A 22444-nucleotide genomic window follows, 5' to 3' on the forward strand; every position below is an offset into this window, starting at 1 on the left:
CCCCGCCGCGCGACGCATCGTGCCGAGACTCCCGCGCGGGGAGCCCCGGCACAGCGTGCTGCAGGAAGGATCAGCGGCTAGCTCTAGTTCTTGTAGTCGCGCATCAGGCCACGGCTGATGATCTGCTTCTGGATCTCCGAGGTCCCCTCGCCGATCAGCAGGAAGGGCGCCTCACGCATAAGCCGCTCGATCTCTGCCTCCTTGGAGTACCCGTAGCCGCCGTGGATCTTGAACGACTCGGTGGTCACCCGCGCGGCAGCCTCCGAGGCGAACATCTTGGCCATGCCGGCCTCGATGTCGTTGCGGGTGCCGGCGTCCTTCAGCCGCGCCGCGTTGGTCATCATCAGGTGCGCCGCCTCGACGTCCGTGGCCATCTCGGCGAGCTTGAAGGCGATTGCCTGGTGGTCGATGATCGGCTTGCCCCAGGTCTCGCGCTCCTGCGCGTACTTGATCGCCAGCTCGAAGGCGCGGATCGCAACACCGCAGCCGCGCGCGGCGACATTGACTCGGCCGACCTCGATGCCGTCCATCATCTTGTAGAAGCCCTGGCCGACGCCCTCCTCACCGCCGAGGACTGCGGACGACGGCACCTTGTGGCCATCGAGCACCATCTCGGTGGTCTCGACGCCCTTGTAGCCCATCTTGTCGATCTTGCCGGGGATGGTCAGCCCGCCGGTGGTCCGGAAACCCGGCTCCTTCTCCAGCAGGAAGGTGGTCATGTTCTTGTAGACCGAGTCAGCACCGGTGTCGGTCTTGACGAGGGTGGCCACGACCGAGGAGTAGGCACCGTTGGTCAGCCACATCTTCTGGCCGTTGATGGTCCACTCGTCGCCGTCCTGCACGGCCCTGGTGGTGATGGCCGAGACGTCCGAGCCACAGCCGGGCTCGGACATCGAGAAGGCGCCGCGGACGTCGCCGGTGGCCATCTTCGGAAGGAAGTACTCCTTCTGCTCATCGGTGCCGTGCTGCTTGATCAGGTAGGCGACGATGAAGTGGGTGTTGATGATGCCGGAGATGCTCATCCAGCCGCGGGCGAGCTCCTCGACGCACAGCACATAGGTGAGCAGCGACTCGCCGAGACCGCCGTACTCCTCGGGGATCATCAGGCCGAACAGGCCCATCTCCTTCATGCCGTCGAGAATCTTCTCGGGGTACTCGTCGGCATGCTCGAGCGCCTGGGCGTTCGGGATGATCTCCTTGTCGACGAACTGCCGGACGGTGCCGAGGATCTCCTTCTGGATATCCGTCAAGCCTGGGGTCTGGGCCAAGCGAGCCATGCGCTGCCTCCGTGGATATGAGCGTTTCGAACCAGATTCGGTTGCCAATGAAGTTACCTGGCGGACGGCGTCCGCCACGGCACTGGGTCGCGTGAGAACCTGCACATCATCAGAACCCGCGCGTCACGCCGTCTCGACGACCTTGCCGGGGTTGAGGACGCCGTGGGGATCGAGGGCGGCCTTCACCGCGCGTTGCATCGCGATCACCTCGGGCCCGGCCTCCTTGGCCAGTCCCCGCATCTTCAGCAGGCCGACGCCGTGCTCCCCAGTGACGGTCCCACCCAGCTCGATAGCGGCGTCGATGATGTCGTCGAAGGCCGCCAGCGCGGCCTGCTGGAGCTCCTCGCTGGCGTCCGCGGGCAGCGGCATGCAGGGGTGCAGGTTGCCGTCGCCGGCGTGAGCGACGGTGGCGATGTAGACGCCGCGGCCCGCGGCGATCTCCTCCAGACGCCGGATCATCTCCGGCACCTTCGCCTTCGGTACGCACACGTCCTCGGTGATGACCGGACCGCGCCGCTCGAGCGCGAAGTAGGCCAGCCGGCGGGCCGCGAACAACGCATCCACCTCTTCCTGGTCGGACGCGATCGCGGTGAAGCCTGCGCCCGCCGCGTCGAAGACCTCCTGCAGCGCGCGGGCCTCTCGCTCTCCCGACTCACCGGGCAGGTCGGTGTTCGCCAGCAGCATGTAGTTGCCCTCGCTGGAGACGCCGAGGTTCTTCCATTCATCGACAACCTTCAATGTGAAGCTGTCGAGCAGTTCCAGCACGGACGGGATGATCCCGGCCCGCGCCACACCCGCGATCGCATCGCCGGCCTGCGCCAGGGTGTCGAAGTGAGCGGCCACAGTGATCTCCGGGAGCCGGGCCGGCAGCAGTCGCACCGTCACCTCAGTGACGATGCCGAGAGTGCCCTCCGAGCCGACCATGAGCGCGGTCAGGTCGTATCCCGCGACGCCCTTGGCGGTACGGCGTCCGACCCGGACGATCTCACCGCGGCCGTTGACCAGCTCCAGCCCCAGCACGTACTCGCGGGTGACGCCGTACTTCACGCAGCACAGCCCGCCGGCGTTCGTCGCGACATTGCCGCCGATCGTGGACCAGGCCGAGCTCGCCGGATCGGGCGGGTACCACAGGCCGTGCTCGGCCACCGCGTCGCGCAGGTCGTTGTTGATCACCCCGGGCTGGACGACGGCGGTGCGCTCCACCGGGTCGATCGCGACGACCTCGTTCATCGCCTCCAGAGACAGCACGACACACCCGTCGAGGGCGTTCGCACCACCGGACAGCCCGGTACCGGCGCCACGCGCGACCACGGGTGTGCCGCTCTCGATGCACGCCTGGACGACGTCCTGCACGTCCCGGGTCGATCGGGCCCGCACCAGGCAGGCCGGGACGCCGGCGCGCGCCCAGGCAGCGCGGTCCACGGCGTACGACGCGAGCAGGTCGGCATCGGTGACGATGATGTCGTCGGGCAGACGCTCGCGCAGCAACGGCAGGATCGACATCGCACCTGTCTATTGCGTTGTGGGCTGCGCGGTCAAGTCGGTGGCGTACGGCGTGATCAGCACCGCTCGGCGAGGATGCTCAGCGAGCGGACCCGCGGCGCGAGCACCAGCGGCATTCCCGAGCGGCGCAGCCAGTCCTCCTGCCGCTGGCGTACCAGCCGGCGGATTCTGCGCCGGGGCGCTCATGCCGTGGCGACGGCCAGGAACGCCTCGGTCACGGAGTCGATCATCTCGTCGGGCACCTCGTCGCTGCTGCTCTGCATCACGACGTACTCGACGGACGTGCCGGCCGACATCGCCAGCACCGTCACATAGCGCGAGCCCTGCTGCTTGTACTCGCCGTTGCTGCCCTGCTCGGTCGAGTCGCTGTCGCCGGCACGCTGTAGCGGGATCTCGATCTGCCGCGCCTGGAAGTGCGTGCCGTCGGGCATGTCGGGCTCGTGCTCGGGCACGCTGATTTTGGCCGACTCGCCGTACATGGCCTGCTCACGGCCCGCCGATACGCCCAGGTCGTCCAGCTCGTCGAGGCAGGTGTCGAAGCGCGGACTGGCGAAGGCGGTCACATAACGCTCGGCGTCCGAGGCGGAGCCCATCACCATCGCGAGCGAACGGGCGTAGCGGTAGGAGGACACGCTGTCGCCGTCCTCAGAGACCTCCGTCGCATCCGTGTCGACGTACTGCGCCGATGGCTTCGAGCTGCTCACCTCGGTCTCCGGCTCAAGGCCCAGACAGAGGATCATGCCCGACGGGTAGGACGACGACTCGTCGTCCGCACCGGTCGGCACCTCGCCGATCACCTCCGTCAGCAGTCCCATGTCCTCAGTGGCCTGCCAGCTGCCGGGCCCGTAGTCGCTGGAGCCGACGATCAGCTCGCCGGCGTCCGTGGGGTTGGTCGGCTTGCGGGAGTCGGTCAGCTGGGTGACGCCCCAGATCGCGAGGCCCGCCACGACGGCCACCGCGGCCAGGACGGCCACCCAGCGTAGCGGCGAGCGCGCCGGCTTGTTCGCATTGTCCCGCCCGATGACGGCGGTGGAGCCCGGGGGCGACGCGCCCCCGACGACCCGGGTGCGCTCCCCCTCGCGCACGCGGTCCTCCAGCGGCAGGGCCCCGGTGAGCGGCGGCAGCGGTGACTGCGGCGCCGGGCTACCGGCGATGATCATCGGAGTGTGCGGCAGGCCCAGCGAGGCCTGCACCTCCTGCAGTCGGCGACCCAGCTCGGCCGCGCTCATGTGCCGGCGCCCGGCGGTCTTATCCATCGCACGCTCGAGCTCAGCGGCCAGCTGGTGCGGGACGCCGAGTTGCCGCAGGTCCGGCGGCGCGTCCTGCACGACCCGCAGCAGCGTCGCGGCGATGTTCTCGTCCGAATCGCGGCTGAACGGTCCGTGCCCCAGCAGGGCCGCCATCAGCGTGGTCGCCAGCGAGTAGACGTCGGAGCGGATGGTCGCGCGCTCGCCGGTGAGCACCTCGGGAGCGGCGTAACCGGGAGTGGCCACGACGTCGCCGGTCTTCGTGAGATTCACATCGCCGAAGCGGGCCTGACCGAAGTCGGCCAGCCGCGGGACGTCGTAGGAGTCGAACAGGATGTTGCCGGGCTTGATGTCACGGTGCAGCAGCCCGGCATCGTGGGCGGTCTGCAACGCCCCACACATCCGAATCCCGAGGTCGAGCACCGCCGGCGGGCTCATCGGGCCGCCGGACTCGACGCGGTCGGCCAGCGAGCCGTTCTCGCACAGCAGCATCACGAGGTACGGGCGTCCCTCCGGGGTGGTGTCGGCCGTGTAGACCGGCACGATGTTGGGATGCCCCGAGACCAGGCCCAGCGCCTGCCCCTCACGGGCGAACCGGTCGGCGGAGACGTCGTCCAGGCGAGCGCCGAGCACCTTCACCGCCACGACCCGGCTCAGCTGGCGCTGCGTGGCCCGATAGACGACTCCGTTGCCGCCTTGCCCGATCGGAACAAGATCGGTCAGTCCGGGGATGTCGGGCGCGCGCTGCATAGGAGCCATTCTGCCTTGTCTATAGTCTTGCACCGTGATCACTGCCTCCCGCGTGTACCTGACCCGGCTCGCGGGGCTGACCGTCCGCGATCCGGACGGAGACATCGTGGGCAAGGTCCGCGACGTCGTCCTCACGCTACGCAGCGACGACTCCCCGGCGCGCGTCATCGGCCTGGTCGTGGAGATCACCCGCGGCCGGCAGTCCTTCGTCCCCATCAGCCATCTCGTGGCCGCCGACCACGCCTCCATCCGGCTGTCCACCGGCACGGTCAGCATGCGAAAGTTCGAGCTGCGTCCGCACGAGGTCTTGGCGATCGCCCAGCTCCTGGACCGTCAGGTCACTATCAAGGAGGACGGCGTCCACGTCACCTTGGTGGACGTCGCGATGGAGCAGACCCGCACCCGGGACTGGCTGGTGCAGAAGGTCGCCGTCCGCGAGCGAGCGCATCGGCTCAGCCGCGGGCACGTCCGTCAGCTGGACTGGGACGAGGTCTCCGGCATCGCCGTCGAACGTCCCCAGCAGGAGACCGCGTCGCTGCTCGAGGAGTTCGAGGACCAGCGCGCCGCCGACGTCGCCGCCCGCATCCGCGACCTGCCCGACCAGCGTCGTCAGGAGATCGCCGAGGCGCTGGATGACGACCGGCTCGCAGACGTCCTCGAGGAGTTGCCGGAGGGCGACCAGCGCGAGATTCTCGCCCAGCTCGACGACGACCGCGCGGCCGACGTCCTCTCGGAGATGGACCCGGACGACGCCGCCGACCTACTTGGGGACCTACCCGCCGGCGAGCGCGAGCGGCTCCTGGGCCTGATGGAGCCCGACGAGGCCGCGCCGGTCCGGCAGCTGCTGTCGTACGGCGAGCACACCGCCGGCGGCGTCATGACCTCGCAGCCGGTGATCCTGCCGCCGGACACGACGATCGCCGAGGCGCTGGCACACGTGCGCCGCGAGGAGTTCAGCCCCGCGCTGGCCTCGCAGGTCTACGTGACCCGTCCGCCGTCCATCACGCCGACCGGGCACTTCCTCGGGGTCGTACACATCCAGCGGCTGCTGCGCGAGCCGCCGTTCGAGCAGGTCGGCTCGATCCTCGACGACGACCTCGATCCGTTGAGCCCCGACACCGACCTCAACGAGATCACCCGCTACTTCGCGACCTACAACCTGGTGGCCGCCCCGGTCGTGGACGACGCGGGACGGCTGGTCGGAGCGGTGACCGTCGACGACCTGCTCGATCACCTGCTGCCCGAGGACTGGCGGGAACACGATGGCTGAGCGCAACCGGCGATTGAGCGACCTTTCCAGCCCCGGCGGTACGTCGAGCGGAGTCCCCCGGCTGCGGGTGGACGCCGAGACGGTCGGCGAATGGTCGGAGAGCATCGCGCGCTTTTTCGGCACGACTCGCTATCTGATCATCCAGACCGTCGTGGTGATCGTATGGATCTTCATCAATGTCATCTCGGTGACGCTGCGCTGGGATCCCTACCCGTTCATCCTGCTCAACCTGGCCTTCTCGACCCAGGCGGCGTACGCCGCGCCGCTGATCCTGCTCGCGCAGAACCGGCAGGACTCCCGCGACAAGATCTCGCTGGAGGAGGACCGCTCCCGCGCGGTCGCCGCGAAGGCCGACACCGAGTTCGTGGCGCGCGAGCTGGCCTCGCTGCGGCTGGCGATCGGCGAGCTGGCGACTCGTGACTTCGTGCGCTCGGAGCTGCAGCGGATCCTCGCCGAGACAGAGGACGACACGAAGACCGAGGGCAAGAAGCGCCCGAAGAAATCCGGCAAGGGCAAGGCTGCCGAGGACAAGGGCACGCCGACCGAGGAGTAGGCCGCCTCGGCTCGGGTCAGAGGCGGCGCGGCGCCAGCCGCGGCATCAGGCGCTTCTCGATCACCCCGAGCAGCGCGGCCATCGGCGCAACGCCGGCGCTGGCGATCGCCGCCTTGCGCGACATCAGCCCGCGCTCGTGCATCGCGCCACCGATCTTCGACATCACCATCAGCAGGGCCGGGACCGGTCTGCCGATCATCGTGACCTCGCGGATCCGCTGACCGTCGAGCCGCAGCAGCTGGCACTCCTCGAAGCGCCGCCCGCCGATCGTGCCGCGCAGGAACAGCGCCCAGGTGTCGCCCGATCCGGTGACCGTGTGGACGTCGATGCCGGGGAACAGGCTGAAGGCGCTCGCGTAGACCGCGCTCACCGAGCGACGTCCCTCGAAGCGGAAGGCATCGGTGATCGGCGAGATGAGCACGACGTCGTCAGTGAACAGCTCGCCGAGCGCGTCGGCGTCCATCCGCTCGTCGGCCTCGATGAAGCGCTCGATGGTGGGGTGCAGGTCAGGCGTCATGACACCATCATGAACGAGATTCACGCAAATGACCAGCGTTCACAAGAAGTCCGCACCGCCAGTCCGGCGCGGCGCTCGTGCGGCGTACCATGAGGTGTTCCGTCCCCGACCTGAGGTGCTCATGTCTACCGTCGATCGCAGCGCAGTCGATGCCGCTCTCGCCACCGTCAACGACCCGGAGATCCGCCGGCCGATCACCGAGATCGGCATGGTCAAGGACGTCGCCATCTCGGACTCCGGCCAGGTGGACGTCGGCATCTACCTCACGGTGGCGGGCTGCCCGATGCGCGATCGCATCACCAGCGACGTGACCAACGCCGTCTCGACGGTGCCCGGCGTGAGCGGTGTGCGGGTCGAGATGGACGTGATGAACGACGAGCAGCGCGCCGAGCTGCGCAAGCAGCTGCGCGGCGGCCAGCCGGAGGCCGTGATCCCGTTCGCCCAGCCCGGGTCCTTGACCCGCGTGTATGCCGTGGCCTCCGGCAAGGGCGGCGTGGGCAAGTCCAGCGTCACGGTGAACCTCGCCGTCGCGATGGCGCAGCAGGGGCTGCGCGTCGGCGTCGTGGACGCCGACATCTACGGGCACTCGGTTCCCCGCATGATCGGCGTGACCACCCAGCCGACGCAGGTCGACAACATGATCATGCCGCCGCAGGCCAACGGCGTCTCGGTGATCTCCGTCGGCATGTTCACCCCCGGAAACGCTCCCGTCGTCTGGCGCGGCCCGATGCTGCACCGGGCGCTGCAGCAGTTCCTCGCCGACGTCTACTGGGGCGATCTCGACGTCCTGCTGCTGGACCTCCCGCCGGGCACCGGCGACGTGGCGATCTCGATCGCCCAGCTGCTGCCCAACAGCGAGCTGATCATCGTCACCACGCCGCAGATCGCCGCGCGTGAGGTGGCCGAGCGCGCCGGCGCGATCGCGAACCAGACGCATCAGCAGATCGTCGGCGTCATCGAGAACATGTCGGCCTTCCCGTGCCCGCACTGCGGCGACCCGATCGAGCTGTTCGGGTCCGGCGGCGGGCAGGCGGTCGCCGACTCGCTCACCCAGTCGACCGGGACCCGGGTGCCGCTGCTGGGGCAGGTGCCACTGGACACCCGGCTGCGTGAGGGAGGGGACGACGGCCGGCCGCTGGTGCTGTCTGACCCTAGCTCTGGCGCCGGCCTGGTGCTGCACGAGATCGCGGGCAAGCTCGCCACCCGCGAGCGCGGGCTGGCCGGCATGAGCCTGGGCATCACGCCGACCCGCAAGGGCTAACCGGAGCGGCAGTGCCGCGCGACGGTAGACCTCGTGCTCGCCGAGAAGGGGCCGGACGGCGGGGCGCGGGTGCTGCGCGCCTGCGGCTGAGCACCGCACCGCGTCTCGACGTCGCCTCCGCTAGCGCTCCGGCTCGCTCGACGACCGACTGAGGTAACCGCACCGCGTCTCGACGTCGCCTCCGCTAGCGCTCCGGCTCGCTCGACGACCGCACGAAGGTACCCGCACTGCGTCTCGACGTCGCCTCCGCTAGCGCTCCAGCTCGCTCGACGACCGAACGAAGGTAACCACACCACCTCTCAGGCTCGCTCGACGACCGAACGAAGGTAACCACACCATCTCTCAGGCTTGCTCGACGACCGAACGAAGGTAACCGCACCGCGTTGGAGACGACCGGGTATTACCAAGCGGTCGTCGAGCGAGCGACGGAGGAGCGACGTCGAGACGTGGCGACGGTGGTGGCGAGGTGTGGGAGCGCTAGGTGGCTTCGGAGTCGAAGGGGGCCGGCTTCGCCGGCTCCTTCGATACGACGGTCGCGCCCCGGCCTGACGGCTCGTTGTCGGTCTCGAGGTCGTCCCACAGGTGCTTGCGCACGAACGCGCGCGGGTTGAGCAGGTCCCGATCGAAGTCGGGCATCTCGTCGCCCAGCTCTTCCTTGATCTGCTTCTTGGCGCCAGTGATCTGCTTGCGTAGCCCGCGCAGCGCCTCACCGGCCTGCTTGGCCGCGCCCGGGAGCTTGTCCGGACCGAAGATGAACAGGGCGACGACGATCAGGACGGCGATCTCCGGCCACCCGAGCGAGCTGAACACTGTGGGCGCTTTCCTGCTGAGAGTGGTGTTCCTCCAGATTACGCCTGCGACTGCAGCTCGGTGATCGCGTTGCTCATGTCGAGGATGCGGCGGGCGTTCTCGACGTGCAGGTTCTCGATCATCCGGCCGTTCACGGTGGCGACCCCCTTGCCCGCGGCGAGGGTCTCCTCCCAGACCCGCACGATCTCCTCGGAGTCGGCGACCTCCTGCTCGGACGGCGCGAAGACGTCATTGCAGGGCTCGACCTGGCTGGGGTGGATCAGCGTCTTGCCGTCGAAGCCCATCTCCTGGCCCTGGCGGCACTCGGCCTCGAATCCCTCGGCGTTCTTCACGTCGTTGTAGACGCCGTCCAGGATCACCTTGCCTGCGGCACGCGCAGCGAGCAGGCAAAGACCGAGTCCGGTCAGCAGCGGGCCGCGGCCGGGCACGTGCGAGGCGTAGAGCTCCTTCGCCAGGTCGTTGGTGCCCATGACGAGCACGGCGAGCCGGTCGGACGCCGAGGCGATCTCCAGGCAGGAGAGCATCGCGGCCGGGGTCTCGACCATCGCCCACAGCTTGGTCTTCTCCGGTGCCCCGGCGGCCTCCATCGCGGCGACCAGCTGGCGCACCTCCTCGGCCGAGCCGACCTTCGGGACGACGATGCCGTCGGGTCCGGCAGCGGCGGCGGCTTTCATGTCGTCCGCGTGCCACTGGGTGTCCATGCCGTTGATCCGGATGGTCAGCTCGCGGTTGCCGTACTCACCGCTCTGAACGGCGATGCAAGCCGCCTCGCGAGCGGCTTCCTTGGCGTCGGGCGCGACGGCGTCCTCCAGGTCGAAGATGATCGCGTCGGCCGGTAGCGTCTTGGCCTTCTCCAGCGCTCGCGCGTTCGCCGATGGCATATAGAGAACGGAGCGGCGGGGGCGGTAGGCGTCGTGGCTCACGACTTACTTCTCCTGTCCGGCCGAGGCGTACTTCTCGGCCAGCTCGGGGTCGAGCGCGCCGAGTTGATCGGCGAGCTTGACGATGACCTGGCACTGCTTGAGGGAGGCGTCGTCCTCCATCTTGCCGTCGAGCATGACGGCGCCGGTGCCGTCGCCCATGGCCTCGACGACCCGGCGGGCGTGCGCGACGTCCTCGACGCTGGGGCTGAAGACCTTCTTGGCGATCTCGATCTGCGCCGGGTGCAGTGACCAGGCACCGACGCAGCCGAGGAGGAAGGCGTTGCGGAACTGGTCCTCGCAGGCGACGGTGTCCTTGATGTCACCGAACGGGCCGTAGTACGGGAAGATCCCGTTCATCACGCAGGCGTCGACCATGCGGGCGATGGTGTAGTGCCACAGGTCCTGCTGGTAGACCGTGCGCTCGCCCTCGATGTCGCCGTCGGTCGGGTCCTGCCGCACGAGGTAGCCCGGATGGCCCCCGCCCACGCGGGTGGTCTTCATGCGGCGGTCGGCCGCGAGGTCCGCGGGGCCCAGCGAGAGCCCCTGCATCCGCGGGCTGGCCGCGCAGATCTCCTCAACGTTCGCCATTCCGCGGGCGGTCTCGAGGATCGCGTGCACCAGCAGCGGTTTCTGGATGCCGGCCTTGGCCTCCAGCTGGGCTAGCAGCCGGTCGACGAAGTGGATGTCCTCCGGCCCCTCGACCTTCGGGATCATGATCACATCGAGCTTGTCGCCGATCTCCGCGACGAGGGTGGTGACGTCGTCATGGAACCACGGCGAGTCGAGGCTGTTCAGGCGGGTCCACAGCTGGGTGTTCTCGCCGAAGTCGACCTCCTTGCCGATCTTCACCAGACCCGCGCGAGCGGCTTGCTTGTTGTCGGCCTTGACGCCGTCCTCGAGGTTGCCGAGCAGGACGTCGACCTTGCCGACCATCCCGGGAATCTTGCCGGCCATCTTCTCGTTGCTCGGGTCGAAGAAGTGGATCGCGCGCGACGGGCGGGCGGGCACCTCCATCACCGGCTGCGGCGCCCCCACGGCGAGGGGCTTGAAGAAGTCTTTGGCGCTGCGCATGGGCATGTCCTCCAGATCGCGGATGGCGCTGCGGGCGCGTTCGGCGCGCCGGCAGGGCTTTCTGCGAGGCTAACAGCGCCGCCGAAGTGCTCGTTCGCCAGGCGGGCGTAGGGTCGCTCGCGAGCGGCCGGTCAGGCGGCGCCGAGGGTGACCTCGACGGTCTTCTCCTGACCACCGGAAACCACGGTGAGCGTGATCTTGTCGCCGGGCTTATGGGTGTAGGTGATCGCGTTGATGTCCTCGACGCTGCCGACCCGCTTGCCGTCGGCCTCGATGATGACGTCCTTCTCCTGGATGCCTGCCTCTGCAGCGGGCGATCCGGCGTCCGCCCGGACGACCAGCACGCCGTCGGTGGTGCCGTCGGAGACGGACTGAGCGTTGATGCCGAGGCTGCCGTGCTGTGGCTGCTCCCCGGTGATCAGCGCAGTGGCCACGCTCATCGCATAGTCGACCGGGATCGCGAACCCGAGGCCGATACTGCCTGCCTGCCCACCGCCGGAGGAGAAGCTGGCGATCGCGGTGTTGATGCCGATCAGCGCGCCCTGTGAGTCGACGAGGGCGCCACCGGAGTTGCCCGGGTTGATCGAGGCATCGGTCTGGACCGCGAGGATGTAGGCGTCGGTGTCCGCACCCTCTCCCGCCAGGTGCATCGGCCGGTCGAGTGCCGAGACGATGCCGGTGGTGACGGTGCCGGCCAGACCCAGCGGCGAGCCGAAGGCGATGACATCCTCACCCACCTTCAGCTCGCTGGACTTGCCGATGTCGACGGGCACCAGACCCGGCTTGTCGACCTTGAGAACCGCGAGGTCGGCCTGCGGATCGCGGCCCACGATCTGCGCCGGGCTGATGCTGCCATCTACGAAGTAGACGTTGATGGTCGCATCCTGCGCGTCGGCGGCCATGGAGATCACGTGGTTGTTGGTGAGGATGTACCCGTCCGCCTCGACGACGACCCCCGAGCCGGTGCCCCCGCTATTGCCGACCAGCACCTCGATGGACACGACGCTCGGCGAGACCTTCTCGGCGATCTCGACGATGCTGCCCGGTTCCTTGTTGTTCGCGACCTCGTTGTACTCGGGGCTCGGCTTAGTGAGCGGAGTCTGGGAGGCGGACTTGGCCAGGAAGAACCCACCCACCCCACCGGCGACGCCCAGCACGAGGGCGAGCGCGGCGAGGGCCGCGGCGACCCGCACGGGGATGTCGCCGAGCCGGATCCGGCGGCGGCGCTTCTTGTCCAGCTCGACCGCACCGTCGTCGCTGGGGTCCTCGTCGCCGGCGAGCCGTGGCGCGGGGGCGAGAGCGGCGTCGGCTTCGGGGTCGCGCCACGGGTCGCGAGGCGCCTCCTCCCACCACGTCTTCGAGGGCAGCTCGCCCCCGGTGTACGGCGGCAGGCCGGGCTGGCGCTGTAGATCGGCCGCGCCCTGGGGGCGGCCGAACGCCTTCTGGTAAGCGATCGGCGGGGATGCCTGGGTGTAGCGCTGCTCGAACGGCGGACGGTTGGCGCCAAAGGTCCCCGGGGTGCCCTGCGGGCGACCGAACGCCTGCTGGTAGGCGGCCGGGGGCGGCGGTCGGTGGAACCGGGGCTGGGTGCCGGGCGGCTGCACGAATCCGCCGGCGATACCGGCCGGCCGGCCGAAAGCCTGTTGCTCACCCGGGGAGGGCTGCGGTGCGGCCGGGCGGCCCTGTGGCGGCCCGGCGGCGGGCCGCACGAAGCCGCCATCGACGCCGTCCGGGCGCGCGTACGTCGCGGCGTCCTCAGGAGCGCGCGGCGTGCTCGCGGCCTCCTCAGGAGCGTGCGGCGTGCTTCCGGCATCCTCGGGCAATGAGGACGGGTCAGAGTGGCGCGGGCCGTCGTTCGACATCAATCACAGTCCTTATCGGCGGTCGATCGAGCGACCCTAGCGCTCTGTCGGGGTCGCGTCGTGATCCAGGTGCCGGGTTAGGACGTTCGCGACCTGGATCTGGTGCCCTCGTGCGGGCTGCCCACCGGCCTGGGGCAGGACCGGGCCGGCGACGATCCCGACCAGCGCGACAGTGGCCGCGCTGCTGCGGAAGGTCCGGCCGCGGCGGTTGCCGAGACCGGTTCGGGAGGACCTCTGCGGGTCGGCCGGCGCAGCGACCCGGAACTCGAACCGGCCGGCCCCGTCGGCGTACAACCCCACGTCGTCCAGGCTCCTGGCCCCGAGGTCCGCCGAGAAGGGGATCTGCCCGAGCCGACTCAGCAACGTGGCCGGGACGTCGACGCCGTCGCACCCGCAGCTGAGGGTGTCCTTCGCTTGCTGCTGAACGCCGACCGCGTAGGCACACTCGAAGCACGTGGCGATGTGGCGGGCCGCCCGGGCGCGGGCGCCGGCGGCGAGCTCCCCATCCACGTACGCCGAGATCGCCTCGGTGGACAGGTGGGTCTCGAAGGCCTTCACTCGGCGCCTCCCGACCGCACCGCCTCGGGCGAGCGGTGCGCCAGCGCCTCGCGAAGCTGCAGCCGGCCGCGGTGGATGCGGCTGCGGACCGTGCCGAGCTTGATGCCCAAGGTCGCGGCGATCTCCTCGTAGGACAGGCCCTCGATGTCGCAGAGGACGACGGCCGCCCTAAAGTCAGGCGGCAGGTCGGCGAGCGCCGCCTGCACGTCGGCGTCCACGTTGTTGTGATCGAAGCTCGTCACCGGGTCGGCGTGGGTGCCCGGTAGCCGCTCGGCCTCGTCCGACAGGTTGTCGAAGCGGACTCGTTGGCGGCGACGGACCATGTCGAGGAAGAGGTTGGTCGTGATGCGGTGCATCCAGCCCTCGAAGGTGCCGGGCCGGTACGACGCGAGCGAGCGGAAGACACGGATGAAGGTCTCCTGCGTGAGGTCCTCGGCGTCCTGCCGGTTGCCGGAGAGGCGGTAGGCCAGCCGATAGACGCGCACGGAGTGCTCACGGACGATCTGCTCCCAGGACGGCGCCACCCATTCGGTGTCGCCGCGGTCGTTCTCGGCCATCGTGCTGCTCGTGGCCTGCTGGGTCATCGGGGTGTTTTCTCCTCACGCGTCACGTGCTGGGTTTGGCTGGCTGGCGGGCTCGGCCGGTGGGATGTGTTCAATTCTGCCGCACCCGCCGTAGTCGTGCCGTCAAGGGCCGCGAGGCGCAGCAAGCTCACCGGAATGCCCGGCAGGGCGCGATGCGTCGCTGCGGCCTCCCGCGCCGGTCGCTCGATAGGGTGTGTGCATGACCAACGCCGCGAGCCGTACCTACGTCGAGTCGTTCGTGACCGAGCAGCCGGTGGCTGCCTCGGCTCGACAGCGCGCCGAGGAGCTCGGCGTCGAGACGGTGTCGACCGGTGCTGGCGCAGCGCTGCGCCTGCTCGCGGCGATGATCGACGCGCGCGCCGTGGTCGAGATCGGGACCGGGACCGGCGTCTCGGGTCTCTGGCTGTTGGAGGGCATGCATCCGGAGGGCGTGCTGACCACGGTCGACACCGAGATCGAGCATCAGCGTGCCGCCAAGCGAGCGTTCGCAGAGGCCGGAGTCGCGAGCTCGCGAGCCCGGGTGATCACCGGTGCAGCGCGCGACGTGCTCCCCCGGCTCACGGACGGCGCCTACGACCTGGTGTTCGTCGACTCCGACCCGGCCGACTACGCCGAGCTGCTCGACGAGGCGCTCCGGCTGCTGCGGTACGGCGGCGTGGTGGTCTTCGACGATGCCTTGCATAAGGACCGCGTCGCCGACCCGTCCGCGCGCGATGCGGAGTCGGTGGCGCTGCGTGACCTGGGCAGGCTGATCCGTGAGCACGACCACCTGGTGCCGGCCATCCTGCCGGTCGGTGAGGGGCTGATCGCTGCCGTGCACCGGCCGGACTAAGACCGGCGAGCAGGTCATGGCATCACCCGAGGGGCCGCCCGAGGCTGGCACGGGCGGCCGACGGCGCAGCCTGATGACCGCACCCCTACAGGGCGATCAAGCCACTCCGGTCATCAGCAGCGCGGCTGGTCAGGTCGAGTAGGTCAATGCTCGCCCGATGGGCCGCTTACGTCACAGAAGCCAGCTAGGCGCGCGCTCAAGGGGGAAGGGCTCACGGGCGGACTACGACGTCCTTGCCCACCACCACGATGCCACTCGGCGTGACGTGGTAGTTCTCGCGGTCGCGCTCGAGATTGACGCCCAGGGTCGCCCCGTCCGGCACGACCACGTTCTTGTCGAGGATCGCCCGGCGCACGATCGCGCCCTTGCCGATCTGGACGCCGTCGAGCAGCACGCACCCGTCTACCACCGCGCCGTCGTTGACGCGCACGTCCATGCCGACCACCGAGTGCCGCACGTTGGAGCCGACGATGATGGCACCGGCAGCCACCATCGACTCGGTCGCCAGGCCACCGAGCACGAACTTCGCCGGAGGCCGCTGCGCTGAGGAGGTCAGGATCGGCCACTGCTGGTTGTACAGGTTGAAGATCGGATGCACCGACACGAGGTCCATGTGCGCGTCGTAGTAGGAGTCGAGTGTTCCCACGTCGCGCCAGTAGGCACGATCACGGTCGGTAGCGCCCGGGATCACGTTGTCGGCGAAGTCGTAGACGTACGCCGTGCCGTCCCCGGTCATCATCGGAATGATGTTGCCGCCCATGTCGTGCACGCTGCTCTCGTCGGCAGCGTCCCGCTCAAGGGCCTCGACCAACGCATCGGTGCTGAAGACATAGTTGCCCATGGAGGCGAACGTGGCGTCGGGGTCGTCGGGCAGCCCAGGCGGGTCGGCCGGCTTCTCGAGGAACTGGGTGATCTTCCGCCCGGTCTCGTCGGTGTCGATGACGCCGAAGGCGGTCGCCTCGTGCCGCGGCACCCGGATCCCCGCCACGGTCACGGCGGCGCCGGTCGCCACGTGCTGGTCCACCATCTGCTGGGGGTCCATGCGGTAGACGTGGTCGGCGCCGAACACCACGACGATGTCGGGCTTCTCGTCGCGGATCAGGTTCATCGACTGGTAGATCGCATCCGCGCTGCCGGTGAACCAGTGCGGCCCGCGGCGCTGCTGCGCCGGCACCGGCGTCACGTAGTTGCCGGTCAACGTCGACATCCGCCAGGTCTGGGTGATGTGCCGATCGAGCGAGTGCGACTTGTACTGGGTGAGCACGCACAGGCGGTGGTAGCCGGCGTTGACCAGGTTCGACAGCACGAAGTCGACCAGCCGATACGAGCCGCCGAACGGCACCGCGGGCTTGGCGCGATCGGCGGTCAGCGGCATCAGTCGCTTGCCCTCGCCACCGGCCAGAACGATTCCCAGGACTCTCGGATTAGCGGCCACGAGATTGACCCTAACGCGCCCGATCGGCGCCCGCATTACCGGTTCGTGAACACCGACTGGCACCTGTCCGGACGGCCTCTTCGGCGGGCTAGGGTCGAGTCATGCGAATCGGCATCCTCACGCGCGAGTACCCACCCTTCGTCTACGGCGGCGCCGGCGTCCACGTCGACTTCCTGGTCCGCGAGCTCGAGAAGCTCACCGATGTCCAGGGCTACTGCACCGGCGAGGAGCGGCCAAAGGCGCAGACCTTCCCCGAGGAGGTACCCGGGGCACCGGACGCCAATGCCGCCCTGAAGGTGATGGCCGCCGACATCGCGATGACCGCGGCGCTGGCCGACCGCGAGGTGCTGCATTCACACACCTGGTACGCCAACTTCGCCGGCCACCTCGGCAAGCTGCTGTACGGCGTCCCGCACGTCATCTCCTCGCACTCCCTCGAGCCGCTGCGGCCGTGGAAGGCTGAACAGCTCGGCGGCGGCTACCGCCTGTCGTCGTGGGTGGAGAAGCAGGCCTACGAGGCCGCGGACGCGATCGTCGCGGTCAGCAACGGCGTACGCCGGGACATCCTGCAGGCCTACCCGGACGTCGACCCCGACAAGGTGCACACCATCTACAACGGGATCGACCCCGAGCTCTATCAGCCCGACCCCGACACCGACGTGCTGGAGGAGATCGGCGTCGACCTCAGCAAGCCGTACGTGATGTGGGTCGGCCGGATCACCCGGCAGAAGGGCGTTCCGCACCTGCTGAACGCTGCCAAGCAGTTCAGCGAGGGCGTGCAGATCGTGCTGCTGGCCGGCGCCGCCGACACTCCCGAGCTCAAGGAGGAGACCGACCGGCTGCTGGCCGAGCTGCGCGAGCAGCGGGACGGCGTCTTCCTCGTCAGCGAACACCTGCCGCCGAAGAAGGTCGCACAGGTCTTCACGCACGCGCGGATGTTCATCTGCCCGTCGATCTACGAGCCGCTCGGCATCGTGAACCTCGAGGCGATGGCGTGCGAGACGGCGGTGGTGGCCTCGGACGTCGGCGGCATCCCAGAGGTGGTCGTCAACGGGGAGACCGGTCTGCTGGTGCACTACGACAAGGACCAGCCGGAGCAGTTCGAGGCCGGGCTCGCCGAGGCGGTCAACCAGCTGCTCGCCGACGACCAGCTATGCGACGACTTCGGCCGGGCCGGCCGCGAGCGCGCGGTGAACGACTTCGGCTGGAACCGGATCGCCGAGCAGGTCAACAACCTCTACGAGGCCGTCGTCCGCGCCGCGAAGTAGCACCCGGCCACCTGTCACGAGGCAGCCGCGCGCATCAGCCGCGCGGCTGCCGCTTTCATCACCTCACGAAGCTCGGTCGGTTCGACAACATCGAACTCCATGCCGCTGGCGCCGAGGTAGAGCACGAACTCGGCCAAGTTGTTGGCGCCTGCGACCAGCTCTGTCATCCCATCACCGAGATCGCTCACTGATGCGACGGTCGGGCCGAACGCGCTCGCCACGGCGTCGACGGGCGCGTGCACCCGTACCCGGCACACGTACGGATACGGTGCCGAGCTGATGGCGTGACCCACGAGCGAGCGCAACACCTCATCCGGCACCTGGCGCGGCGTGAACACCTCCCCTAGCGGGACCTTCGGCGCAAGTCGATCGAGCCGCAGCGTGCGCCAGTCGGCACGCTCGACATCCCACGCGTAGAGATACCAGTGGCGGCCTGAATGGACGATCCGATGGGGCTCCAGCGTGCGGCTGCTGCCCACGCCGTCATGCCGCCGGTAATACGCCCTCAACCGGCGCGATTCGCGAATCGCGTGCGCGACCGAGTCCATGACGTCGACACCGACCTCGCCACCGCCTGCGAGCGTCACCATGGCGCGGTCGATCGTCTCGATCCGGCGCCGGGTTGGCGCCGAGAGGGAGCGCTCGAGCTTCTCCAGCGCCGACGCCGCCGCCTGCTCGATCCCAGCCACCGAAGCTGCCGCGGCAGCGCGCAGTCCTACGGCGATCGCGACCGCCTCGTCCCCGCTCAGCACCAATGGCGGGATCGACGCCCCGGGTCCGGACCGGTATCCGCCGCCGGGACCGGGCACCGACTCGATCCCGTACCCGAGGCCCCGCAGATCGTCGATATCACGCCGCAGCGTGCGCTCGCCGATCTCGAGCCGCTCGCACAGCTCGCGGGCCGACCAGAGACGGCGAGCCTGCAGCAGCCCGAGCAGCTCGAGCGTTCGTCCGGTCGTTGTCGCCATGCTCGAAGAATATCCAGAGATCCGGTCGTATCCTGACCGTGATTGTCCCTAACGTGCTGGCCATGACAGATTTCGAGCACACCGATACCGCTGTCCACCCGTTCACCGCGACCGCCTGGGATGAAGAGCTCACCGACCTGCGCGCACGACTTGCCGCAACCCGCTGGGCCACCCCGCTCCCCTCGGACGACTGGAGCCGGGGCGTACCGCAGGACTACCTGCGCGAGCTCGTCTCCGCATGGATCGACTTCGACTGGCGCGCCTACCTCGACCGAATGAACCGGCTGCCGCAGTTCACCACTGTCATCGAAGGGCAGCAGATCCACTTCCTGCACATCCGATCCGAGCAACCGGGTGCGGTCCCGCTGCTGCTCACGCACGGCTGGCCCGGATCGTTCCTGGAATTCGTCGACCTCATCGGCCCGCTCACCTCACCCGAGAAGCATGGCGGCGATGCCTCCGATGCCTTCCATGTGGTGATTCCGTCGATCCCGGGCTTCGGCTTCTCGACTCCCCTCACGACCGACGGCTGGACGACGAACGCGATCGCCCGGGCATGGGTCGAGCTGATGGACCGGCTCGGCTACGACCGCTTCGTCAATCAGGGTGGGGATCTCGGCGCCGGCATCGCACCTGAGATCGGGCGAGTCGCACCGGACCGCGTGCTCGGAGTGCACGTCAACGGGGCACTCGGCGACTTCGTTGCGGAGGTGGACGACGAGACTGCCGCGCAGCTGACCGACCTTGAGCGCGATCGTCTCGAGCGCACCGCGACGTTCATGCAGCAAGAGTTCGGCTACATCAGTCTTCAGTCGACCCGTCCGGGCCTGCTGGGCACGATGCTGGCCGACTCCCCCGTCGGTCAGCTCTCCTGGATCGTCGACAAGCTGCACGCCTGGACTCATCCGGCCGACCGCCTGCCGCACGAAGTGCTGGGCATGGACTGGTTGCTGGCGAACGTGTCGCTGTACTGGTTCACCCGCTCTGCGGGCTCGGCGGCCCTGGTTGGCTACGCATCCGAGGAAGGCTGGGGCGAGGAGCTGACGAGCTCCGGCGTCCCGACCGCTGCGATCCAGTTTGCCCACGACATCGGCATCCGACGGTTCGCCGAGCAGTCGAACAACATCGTCTCGTGGACGGACGTCACTGACCGCGGCGGCCACTTCGCGGCGCTCGAGGAGCCGCACCTGCTGATCGACGACCTCCGCTCCTTCGTGCGCACCCTTCGCTGAACCGGCGGCGCCACCAAATACGCCGGAGGGCGGGCGAGCACCGTGCTCGCCCACCCTCCGGCGGTCTACGTACTGGGCGGTCCTACTCGACGACGCCCTTGAGCGCGTCGGACAGTGCCTGCGCCTCGTCCGGGGTCATCTCCACGACGAGCCGGCCGCCGCCCTCGAGCGGTACGCGCATGACGATGCCGCGACCCTCCTTCGTGACCTCGAGTGGGCCCTCACCGGTCCGAGGCTTCATCGCCGCCATGTATTCCTCCTTCGCCGCCGCCCGATCTGCTCAGGCGACCGCCGGTCTAGAGCCGCAACGGCTCGCGGGGTTGATCGTCGCCTCTCGCCGCAACTGAGACGCGAGTTACACCAATTATCCTCACGTCGAGTCATCCGCTGACACGGGGTTGGCATTCTGGAGCGCGGAGGCGTCTGCTGGTGGCTCAGCCGAGCCAGGCGATTCGGCCGGTACCGGCTCGGCCGCAGTGCGCTCCTCGAGCTCGCGAGCCATCCGCTCGATGAGCGCATCGACGTCCGCCATGCGGTAGCCGCGGAGCGTGACCGGGAAGGTGGCCGCACGCAGGTCGCCGGCGGTCATCGGTCGGTCGTGCGGCAGCGGCGAGGCGACGGGCTCGCTGGGCGGCGGCGCCTCCCCAGGCCCGAAGACGTAGGCGACCACGAAGTACAGCACGACCGCGACCGCGACGATGCATAGCACCACCAGCAGGAATCCCATCACGATTACCGATACTTTCATGAGTGGACGACGAAGGGGCCGACCATGAGACTGCGGCTGGGCGAGCACGCGTACGACGACTCGGACCTGCTCATCATGGCGATCGTCAACCGGACGCCGGACTCCTTCTACGATCGGGGCGCGACCTTCGACGAGAGCGCGGCGATCGAACGCGCGCTACAGGTCGTCGAGCAGGGCGCCGACATCGTCGACATCGGCGGGGTCAAGGCGGCGTCCGGGGCCGAGGTCGGCGAGGCCGAGGAGATCGACCGGGTCATCCCGGTCGTGCAGGCCCTCAAGGCCGAGCGGCCCGACGTGGTGGTCAGCGTCGACACCTACCGGACCGCGGTGGCGCGGGAGGCGGTGCGCGCCGGGTGCGACCTGATCAACGACGCGTGGGGCGGTGCCGACCCGGGGATCGTCGTGGTGGCAGCGGAAAGTGGGGCCGGCCTGGTCTGCTCGCACGCCGGCGGGCTTGCGCCACGGACCGACCCGCACCGGGTCGCCTACGACGATGTCGTTCAGGACGTCGTCCGTACGGTCACTGGGCTGGCTGAGCGGGCGACCGCGGCCGGCGTGCGCCGTGACGGGATCCTGATCGACCCGTGCCACGACTTCGCCAAGAACACCTACCACTCGTTGGAGCTCACGCGGCGGCTCGACGTCCTCACTGACACCGGCTGGCCGGTGCTGGTGGCGCTGTCGAACAAGGACTTCGTGGGCGAGTCGCTCGGCGTCGAGATCGCCGAGCGGCTGTCGGGCACGCTCGCCGCAACCGTCTACTCGGCGTTGAAGGGCGCCCGGGTGTTCCGGGCGCACAACGTCGCCGAGACGCGCCAGGCGCTGGACATGCTCGCGGTGATTCGGGGCGATCGGCCGCCACGGCGCACGCTGCGCGCGCTCGTGTGACCGCGCTTGTGTGACGCGCGCTCGTGTGAGCGAGCCCGCGGTGCGCGCCCCGCGGTGGCTCAGCTCTGGGCCTGGCGACCGTGCTGGGTCTTGATGACCTCGACCACCTCGTCGGGGTCGTCAGACAGGTAGAGCAGGTCGAGGTCCTCAGGGCTGATCCGCCGCTCACGGGCCATCGTGCCCTTGATCCAGTCCAGCAGCCCGCGCCAGTAGTCGGTCCCGACGAGCACGACCGGGAACCGCGTGATCTTGTTGGTCTGCACGAGGGTGAGAGCCTCGAACAGCTCGTCCAGCGTGCCGAATCCGCCCGGCAGGATCACGAAGGCCTGGGAGTACTTGACGAACATCGTCTTGCGGACGAAGAAGTACCGGAAGTTCACGCCGAGGTCGACCCACGGGTTGAGGCCTTGCTCGAAGGGCAGCTCGATGCCCAACCCGATCGACAGCCCGCCGGCCTCCTGGGCGCCCTTGTTCGCCGCCTCCATGATTCCCGGCCCGCCGCCGGTGATCACACCGTAGCCGGCTTCGACCAGACGGCGGCCGACCTTGAGCGCCACCTCGTAGTCGGACTCCTCGGGCTTGGTGCGGGCCGAGCCGAAGACCGACACGCAGGTCGGCAGCTCCGAAAGCAGCCCGAAGCCCTCGACGAACTCCGACTGGATCCGCAGCACCCGCCACGGGTCGGTGTGCACCCAGTCGCTCGGTCCGCGATGATCCAGCAGCCGCTGGTCGGTGGTGCTGGGAGTGACCTGGTCACGGCGCAACGTCACCGGGCCACGTTGACGCTCGGCGTAGTCCGGTTCAGGCAGGCGGTCGGGATCGAGCGATGTCATAGGCTCAACCGTACCGACGGTCCCGTGCGCAGCCGGGCCGGGACAACCCTCGAG

The 22444-nt window shown here is 69.1% G+C and carries 22 protein-coding genes; 7 read left to right on the forward strand and 15 right to left on the reverse strand.

Going from position 1 to position 22444, the window contains the following annotated elements; translation table 11 throughout:
* Nucleotides 1-83: 83 nt before the first annotated feature.
* The 3 genes from DAA40_RS04440 to DAA40_RS04450 all read right to left on the reverse strand — a co-directional run bounded on the left by DAA40_RS04440 (nucleotide 84) and on the right by DAA40_RS04450 (nucleotide 4777).
* A complete protein-coding gene (locus DAA40_RS04440) occupies nucleotides 84-1277 on the reverse strand; it encodes an acyl-CoA dehydrogenase family protein (protein WP_106848464.1) in 1194 nt (397 codons plus the stop codon).
* Between the two features lie 123 nt (nucleotides 1278-1400).
* Nucleotides 1401-2780, reverse strand: coding sequence for an FAD-binding oxidoreductase (locus DAA40_RS04445; protein WP_106848465.1), 1380 nt, complete (start codon nucleotides 2778-2780; stop codon nucleotides 1401-1403).
* Between the two features lie 182 nt (nucleotides 2781-2962).
* Nucleotides 2963-4777, reverse strand: coding sequence for a serine/threonine-protein kinase (locus DAA40_RS04450; RefSeq protein ID WP_158716233.1), 1815 nt, complete (start codon nucleotides 4775-4777; stop codon nucleotides 2963-2965).
* Between the two features lie 34 nt (nucleotides 4778-4811).
* On the opposite strand from DAA40_RS04450, the gene DAA40_RS04455 reads away from it, so the two are divergent.
* On the forward strand, nucleotides 4812-6047 hold the full coding sequence (locus tag DAA40_RS04455; protein ID WP_106849259.1) for a magnesium transporter MgtE N-terminal domain-containing protein: 1236 nt from the start codon (nucleotides 4812-4814) through the stop codon (nucleotides 6045-6047).
* A complete protein-coding gene (locus DAA40_RS04460) occupies nucleotides 6040-6600 on the forward strand; it encodes a DUF1003 domain-containing protein (RefSeq protein WP_106848467.1) in 561 nt (186 codons plus the stop codon). The genes DAA40_RS04455 and DAA40_RS04460 overlap by 8 nt, the downstream gene beginning before the upstream one ends.
* Nucleotides 6601-6616: 16 nt before the next feature.
* On the opposite strand, the gene DAA40_RS04465 is transcribed toward DAA40_RS04460, so the two are convergent.
* Nucleotides 6617-7117, reverse strand: coding sequence for a nuclear transport factor 2 family protein (locus tag DAA40_RS04465; RefSeq protein WP_106848468.1), 501 nt, complete (start codon nucleotides 7115-7117; stop codon nucleotides 6617-6619).
* A gap of 121 nt (nucleotides 7118-7238) precedes the next feature.
* On the opposite strand from DAA40_RS04465, the gene DAA40_RS04470 reads away from it, so the two are divergent.
* Entirely contained in the window at nucleotides 7239-8378 is a 1140-nt protein-coding gene (locus DAA40_RS04470; RefSeq protein WP_106849260.1) for an Mrp/NBP35 family ATP-binding protein, read from the forward strand.
* A gap of 477 nt (nucleotides 8379-8855) precedes the next feature.
* Here the strand turns inward: DAA40_RS04470 and DAA40_RS04475 are convergent, their stop codons facing one another.
* From DAA40_RS04475 to sigE, 6 genes are all read right to left on the reverse strand, one after another.
* Nucleotides 8856-9188, reverse strand: a complete 333-nt coding sequence (locus DAA40_RS04475) for a sec-independent translocase (RefSeq protein WP_106848469.1) — start codon at nucleotides 9186-9188, stop codon at nucleotides 8856-8858.
* 38 nt (nucleotides 9189-9226) lie between these two features.
* Nucleotides 9227-10111, reverse strand: a complete 885-nt coding sequence (locus DAA40_RS04480; RefSeq protein WP_199849506.1) for a CoA ester lyase — start codon at nucleotides 10109-10111, stop codon at nucleotides 9227-9229.
* A gap of 3 nt (nucleotides 10112-10114) precedes the next feature.
* Nucleotides 10115-11182 carry a CoA ester lyase gene (locus DAA40_RS04485; RefSeq protein WP_106848470.1) on the reverse strand — a complete coding sequence of 356 codons (1068 nt, stop codon included), beginning with the start codon at nucleotides 11180-11182 and terminating at the stop codon, nucleotides 10115-10117.
* 131 nt (nucleotides 11183-11313) lie between these two features.
* Nucleotides 11314-13044, reverse strand: a complete 1731-nt coding sequence (locus tag DAA40_RS04490) for a S1C family serine protease (protein WP_106848471.1) — start codon at nucleotides 13042-13044, stop codon at nucleotides 11314-11316.
* Between the two features lie 36 nt (nucleotides 13045-13080).
* On the reverse strand, nucleotides 13081-13602 hold the full coding sequence (locus tag DAA40_RS04495) for a zf-HC2 domain-containing protein (RefSeq protein WP_106848472.1): 522 nt from the start codon (nucleotides 13600-13602) through the stop codon (nucleotides 13081-13083).
* Nucleotides 13599-14186, reverse strand: a complete 588-nt coding sequence (sigE, locus tag DAA40_RS04500; RefSeq protein WP_106848473.1) for an RNA polymerase sigma factor SigE — start codon at nucleotides 14184-14186, stop codon at nucleotides 13599-13601. Before sigE ends, DAA40_RS04495 begins: the two co-directional genes overlap by 4 nt.
* Before the next feature lie 199 nt (nucleotides 14187-14385).
* Here sigE and DAA40_RS04505 point away from each other — a divergent pair, with 199 nt between their 5' ends.
* A complete protein-coding gene (locus tag DAA40_RS04505) occupies nucleotides 14386-15018 on the forward strand; it encodes an O-methyltransferase (protein ID WP_106848474.1) in 633 nt (210 codons plus the stop codon).
* A gap of 211 nt (nucleotides 15019-15229) precedes the next feature.
* On the opposite strand, the gene glgC is transcribed toward DAA40_RS04505, so the two are convergent.
* The gene (glgC, locus tag DAA40_RS04510) at nucleotides 15230-16453 is read right to left on the reverse strand and encodes a glucose-1-phosphate adenylyltransferase (protein ID WP_199849507.1); all 1224 of its coding nucleotides are present in this window, start codon (nucleotides 16451-16453) and stop codon (nucleotides 15230-15232) included.
* Nucleotides 16454-16554: 101 nt separating this feature from the next.
* Here glgC and glgA point away from each other — a divergent pair, with 101 nt between their 5' ends.
* The gene (gene glgA, locus DAA40_RS04515) at nucleotides 16555-17721 is read left to right on the forward strand and encodes a glycogen synthase (RefSeq protein WP_106848476.1); all 1167 of its coding nucleotides are present in this window, start codon (nucleotides 16555-16557) and stop codon (nucleotides 17719-17721) included.
* Between the two features lie 14 nt (nucleotides 17722-17735).
* On the opposite strand, the gene DAA40_RS04520 is transcribed toward glgA, so the two are convergent.
* A complete protein-coding gene (locus DAA40_RS04520) occupies nucleotides 17736-18689 on the reverse strand; it encodes a YafY family protein (RefSeq protein ID WP_106848477.1) in 954 nt (317 codons plus the stop codon).
* Nucleotides 18690-18751: 62 nt separating this feature from the next.
* Between DAA40_RS04520 and DAA40_RS04525 the strand changes: the two genes are divergently transcribed.
* The gene (locus DAA40_RS04525) at nucleotides 18752-19921 is read left to right on the forward strand and encodes an epoxide hydrolase family protein (RefSeq protein ID WP_106848478.1); all 1170 of its coding nucleotides are present in this window, start codon (nucleotides 18752-18754) and stop codon (nucleotides 19919-19921) included.
* Between the two features lie 82 nt (nucleotides 19922-20003).
* On the opposite strand, the gene DAA40_RS04530 is transcribed toward DAA40_RS04525, so the two are convergent.
* Both DAA40_RS04530 and DAA40_RS04535 read right to left on the reverse strand, forming a co-directional pair.
* A complete protein-coding gene (locus DAA40_RS04530; protein WP_106848479.1) occupies nucleotides 20004-20171 on the reverse strand; it encodes a DUF3117 domain-containing protein in 168 nt (55 codons plus the stop codon).
* 120 nt (nucleotides 20172-20291) lie between these two features.
* Nucleotides 20292-20669 carry a DivIVA domain-containing protein gene (locus tag DAA40_RS04535; RefSeq protein ID WP_106848480.1) on the reverse strand — a complete coding sequence of 126 codons (378 nt, stop codon included), beginning with the start codon at nucleotides 20667-20669 and terminating at the stop codon, nucleotides 20292-20294.
* Between the two features lie 24 nt (nucleotides 20670-20693).
* Between DAA40_RS04535 and folP the strand changes: the two genes are divergently transcribed.
* Nucleotides 20694-21557, forward strand: a complete 864-nt coding sequence (folP, locus tag DAA40_RS04540; protein WP_106848481.1) for a dihydropteroate synthase — start codon at nucleotides 20694-20696, stop codon at nucleotides 21555-21557.
* A 59-nt stretch (nucleotides 21558-21616) separates the two neighbouring features.
* Here folP and DAA40_RS04545 read toward each other — a convergent pair whose 3' ends face one another.
* Nucleotides 21617-22390 (reverse strand): TIGR00730 family Rossman fold protein, encoded by a 774-nt coding sequence (locus DAA40_RS04545; RefSeq protein WP_106848482.1) that lies wholly within the window; start codon nucleotides 22388-22390, stop codon nucleotides 21617-21619.
* Between the last annotated feature and the right edge of the window lie 54 nt (nucleotides 22391-22444).

This window comes from Blastococcus sp. Marseille-P5729 (assembly GCF_900292035.1).
Taxonomy (GTDB): domain Bacteria; phylum Actinomycetota; class Actinomycetes; order Mycobacteriales; family Antricoccaceae; genus Cumulibacter.

What these genes read in the sequence shown, in the direction of transcription:
- DAA40_RS04440 (WP_106848464.1), bottom strand. Translation starts at nt 1,277, where the DNA reads ATGGCTCGCTTGGCCCAGACCCCAGGCTTGACGGATATCCAGAAGGAG.
- DAA40_RS04445 (WP_106848465.1), bottom strand. Translation starts at nt 2,780, where the DNA reads ATGTCGATCCTGCCGTTGCTGCGCGAGCGTCTGCCCGACGACATCATC.
- DAA40_RS04450 (WP_158716233.1), bottom strand. Translation starts at nt 4,777, where the DNA reads ATGCAGCGCGCGCCCGACATCCCCGGACTGACCGATCTTGTTCCGATC.
- DAA40_RS04460 (WP_106848467.1), top strand. Translation starts at nt 6,040, where the DNA reads ATGGCTGAGCGCAACCGGCGATTGAGCGACCTTTCCAGCCCCGGCGGT.
- DAA40_RS04465 (WP_106848468.1), bottom strand. Translation starts at nt 7,117, where the DNA reads ATGACGCCTGACCTGCACCCCACCATCGAGCGCTTCATCGAGGCCGAC.
- DAA40_RS04470 (WP_106849260.1), top strand. Translation starts at nt 7,239, where the DNA reads ATGTCTACCGTCGATCGCAGCGCAGTCGATGCCGCTCTCGCCACCGTC.
- DAA40_RS04485 (WP_106848470.1), bottom strand. Translation starts at nt 11,182, where the DNA reads ATGCGCAGCGCCAAAGACTTCTTCAAGCCCCTCGCCGTGGGGGCGCCG.
- DAA40_RS04490 (WP_106848471.1), bottom strand. Translation starts at nt 13,044, where the DNA reads ATGTCGAACGACGGCCCGCGCCACTCTGACCCGTCCTCATTGCCCGAG.
- sigE (WP_106848473.1), bottom strand. Translation starts at nt 14,186, where the DNA reads ATGACCCAGCAGGCCACGAGCAGCACGATGGCCGAGAACGACCGCGGC.
- DAA40_RS04505 (WP_106848474.1), top strand. Translation starts at nt 14,386, where the DNA reads ATGACCAACGCCGCGAGCCGTACCTACGTCGAGTCGTTCGTGACCGAG.
- glgA (WP_106848476.1), top strand. Translation starts at nt 16,555, where the DNA reads ATGCGAATCGGCATCCTCACGCGCGAGTACCCACCCTTCGTCTACGGC.
- DAA40_RS04520 (WP_106848477.1), bottom strand. Translation starts at nt 18,689, where the DNA reads ATGGCGACAACGACCGGACGAACGCTCGAGCTGCTCGGGCTGCTGCAG.
- DAA40_RS04525 (WP_106848478.1), top strand. Translation starts at nt 18,752, where the DNA reads ATGACAGATTTCGAGCACACCGATACCGCTGTCCACCCGTTCACCGCG.
- DAA40_RS04530 (WP_106848479.1), bottom strand. Translation starts at nt 20,171, where the DNA reads ATGGCGGCGATGAAGCCTCGGACCGGTGAGGGCCCACTCGAGGTCACG.
- DAA40_RS04535 (WP_106848480.1), bottom strand. Translation starts at nt 20,669, where the DNA reads ATGAAAGTATCGGTAATCGTGATGGGATTCCTGCTGGTGGTGCTATGC.
- folP (WP_106848481.1), top strand. Translation starts at nt 20,694, where the DNA reads ATGAGACTGCGGCTGGGCGAGCACGCGTACGACGACTCGGACCTGCTC.
- DAA40_RS04545 (WP_106848482.1), bottom strand. Translation starts at nt 22,390, where the DNA reads ATGACATCGCTCGATCCCGACCGCCTGCCTGAACCGGACTACGCCGAG.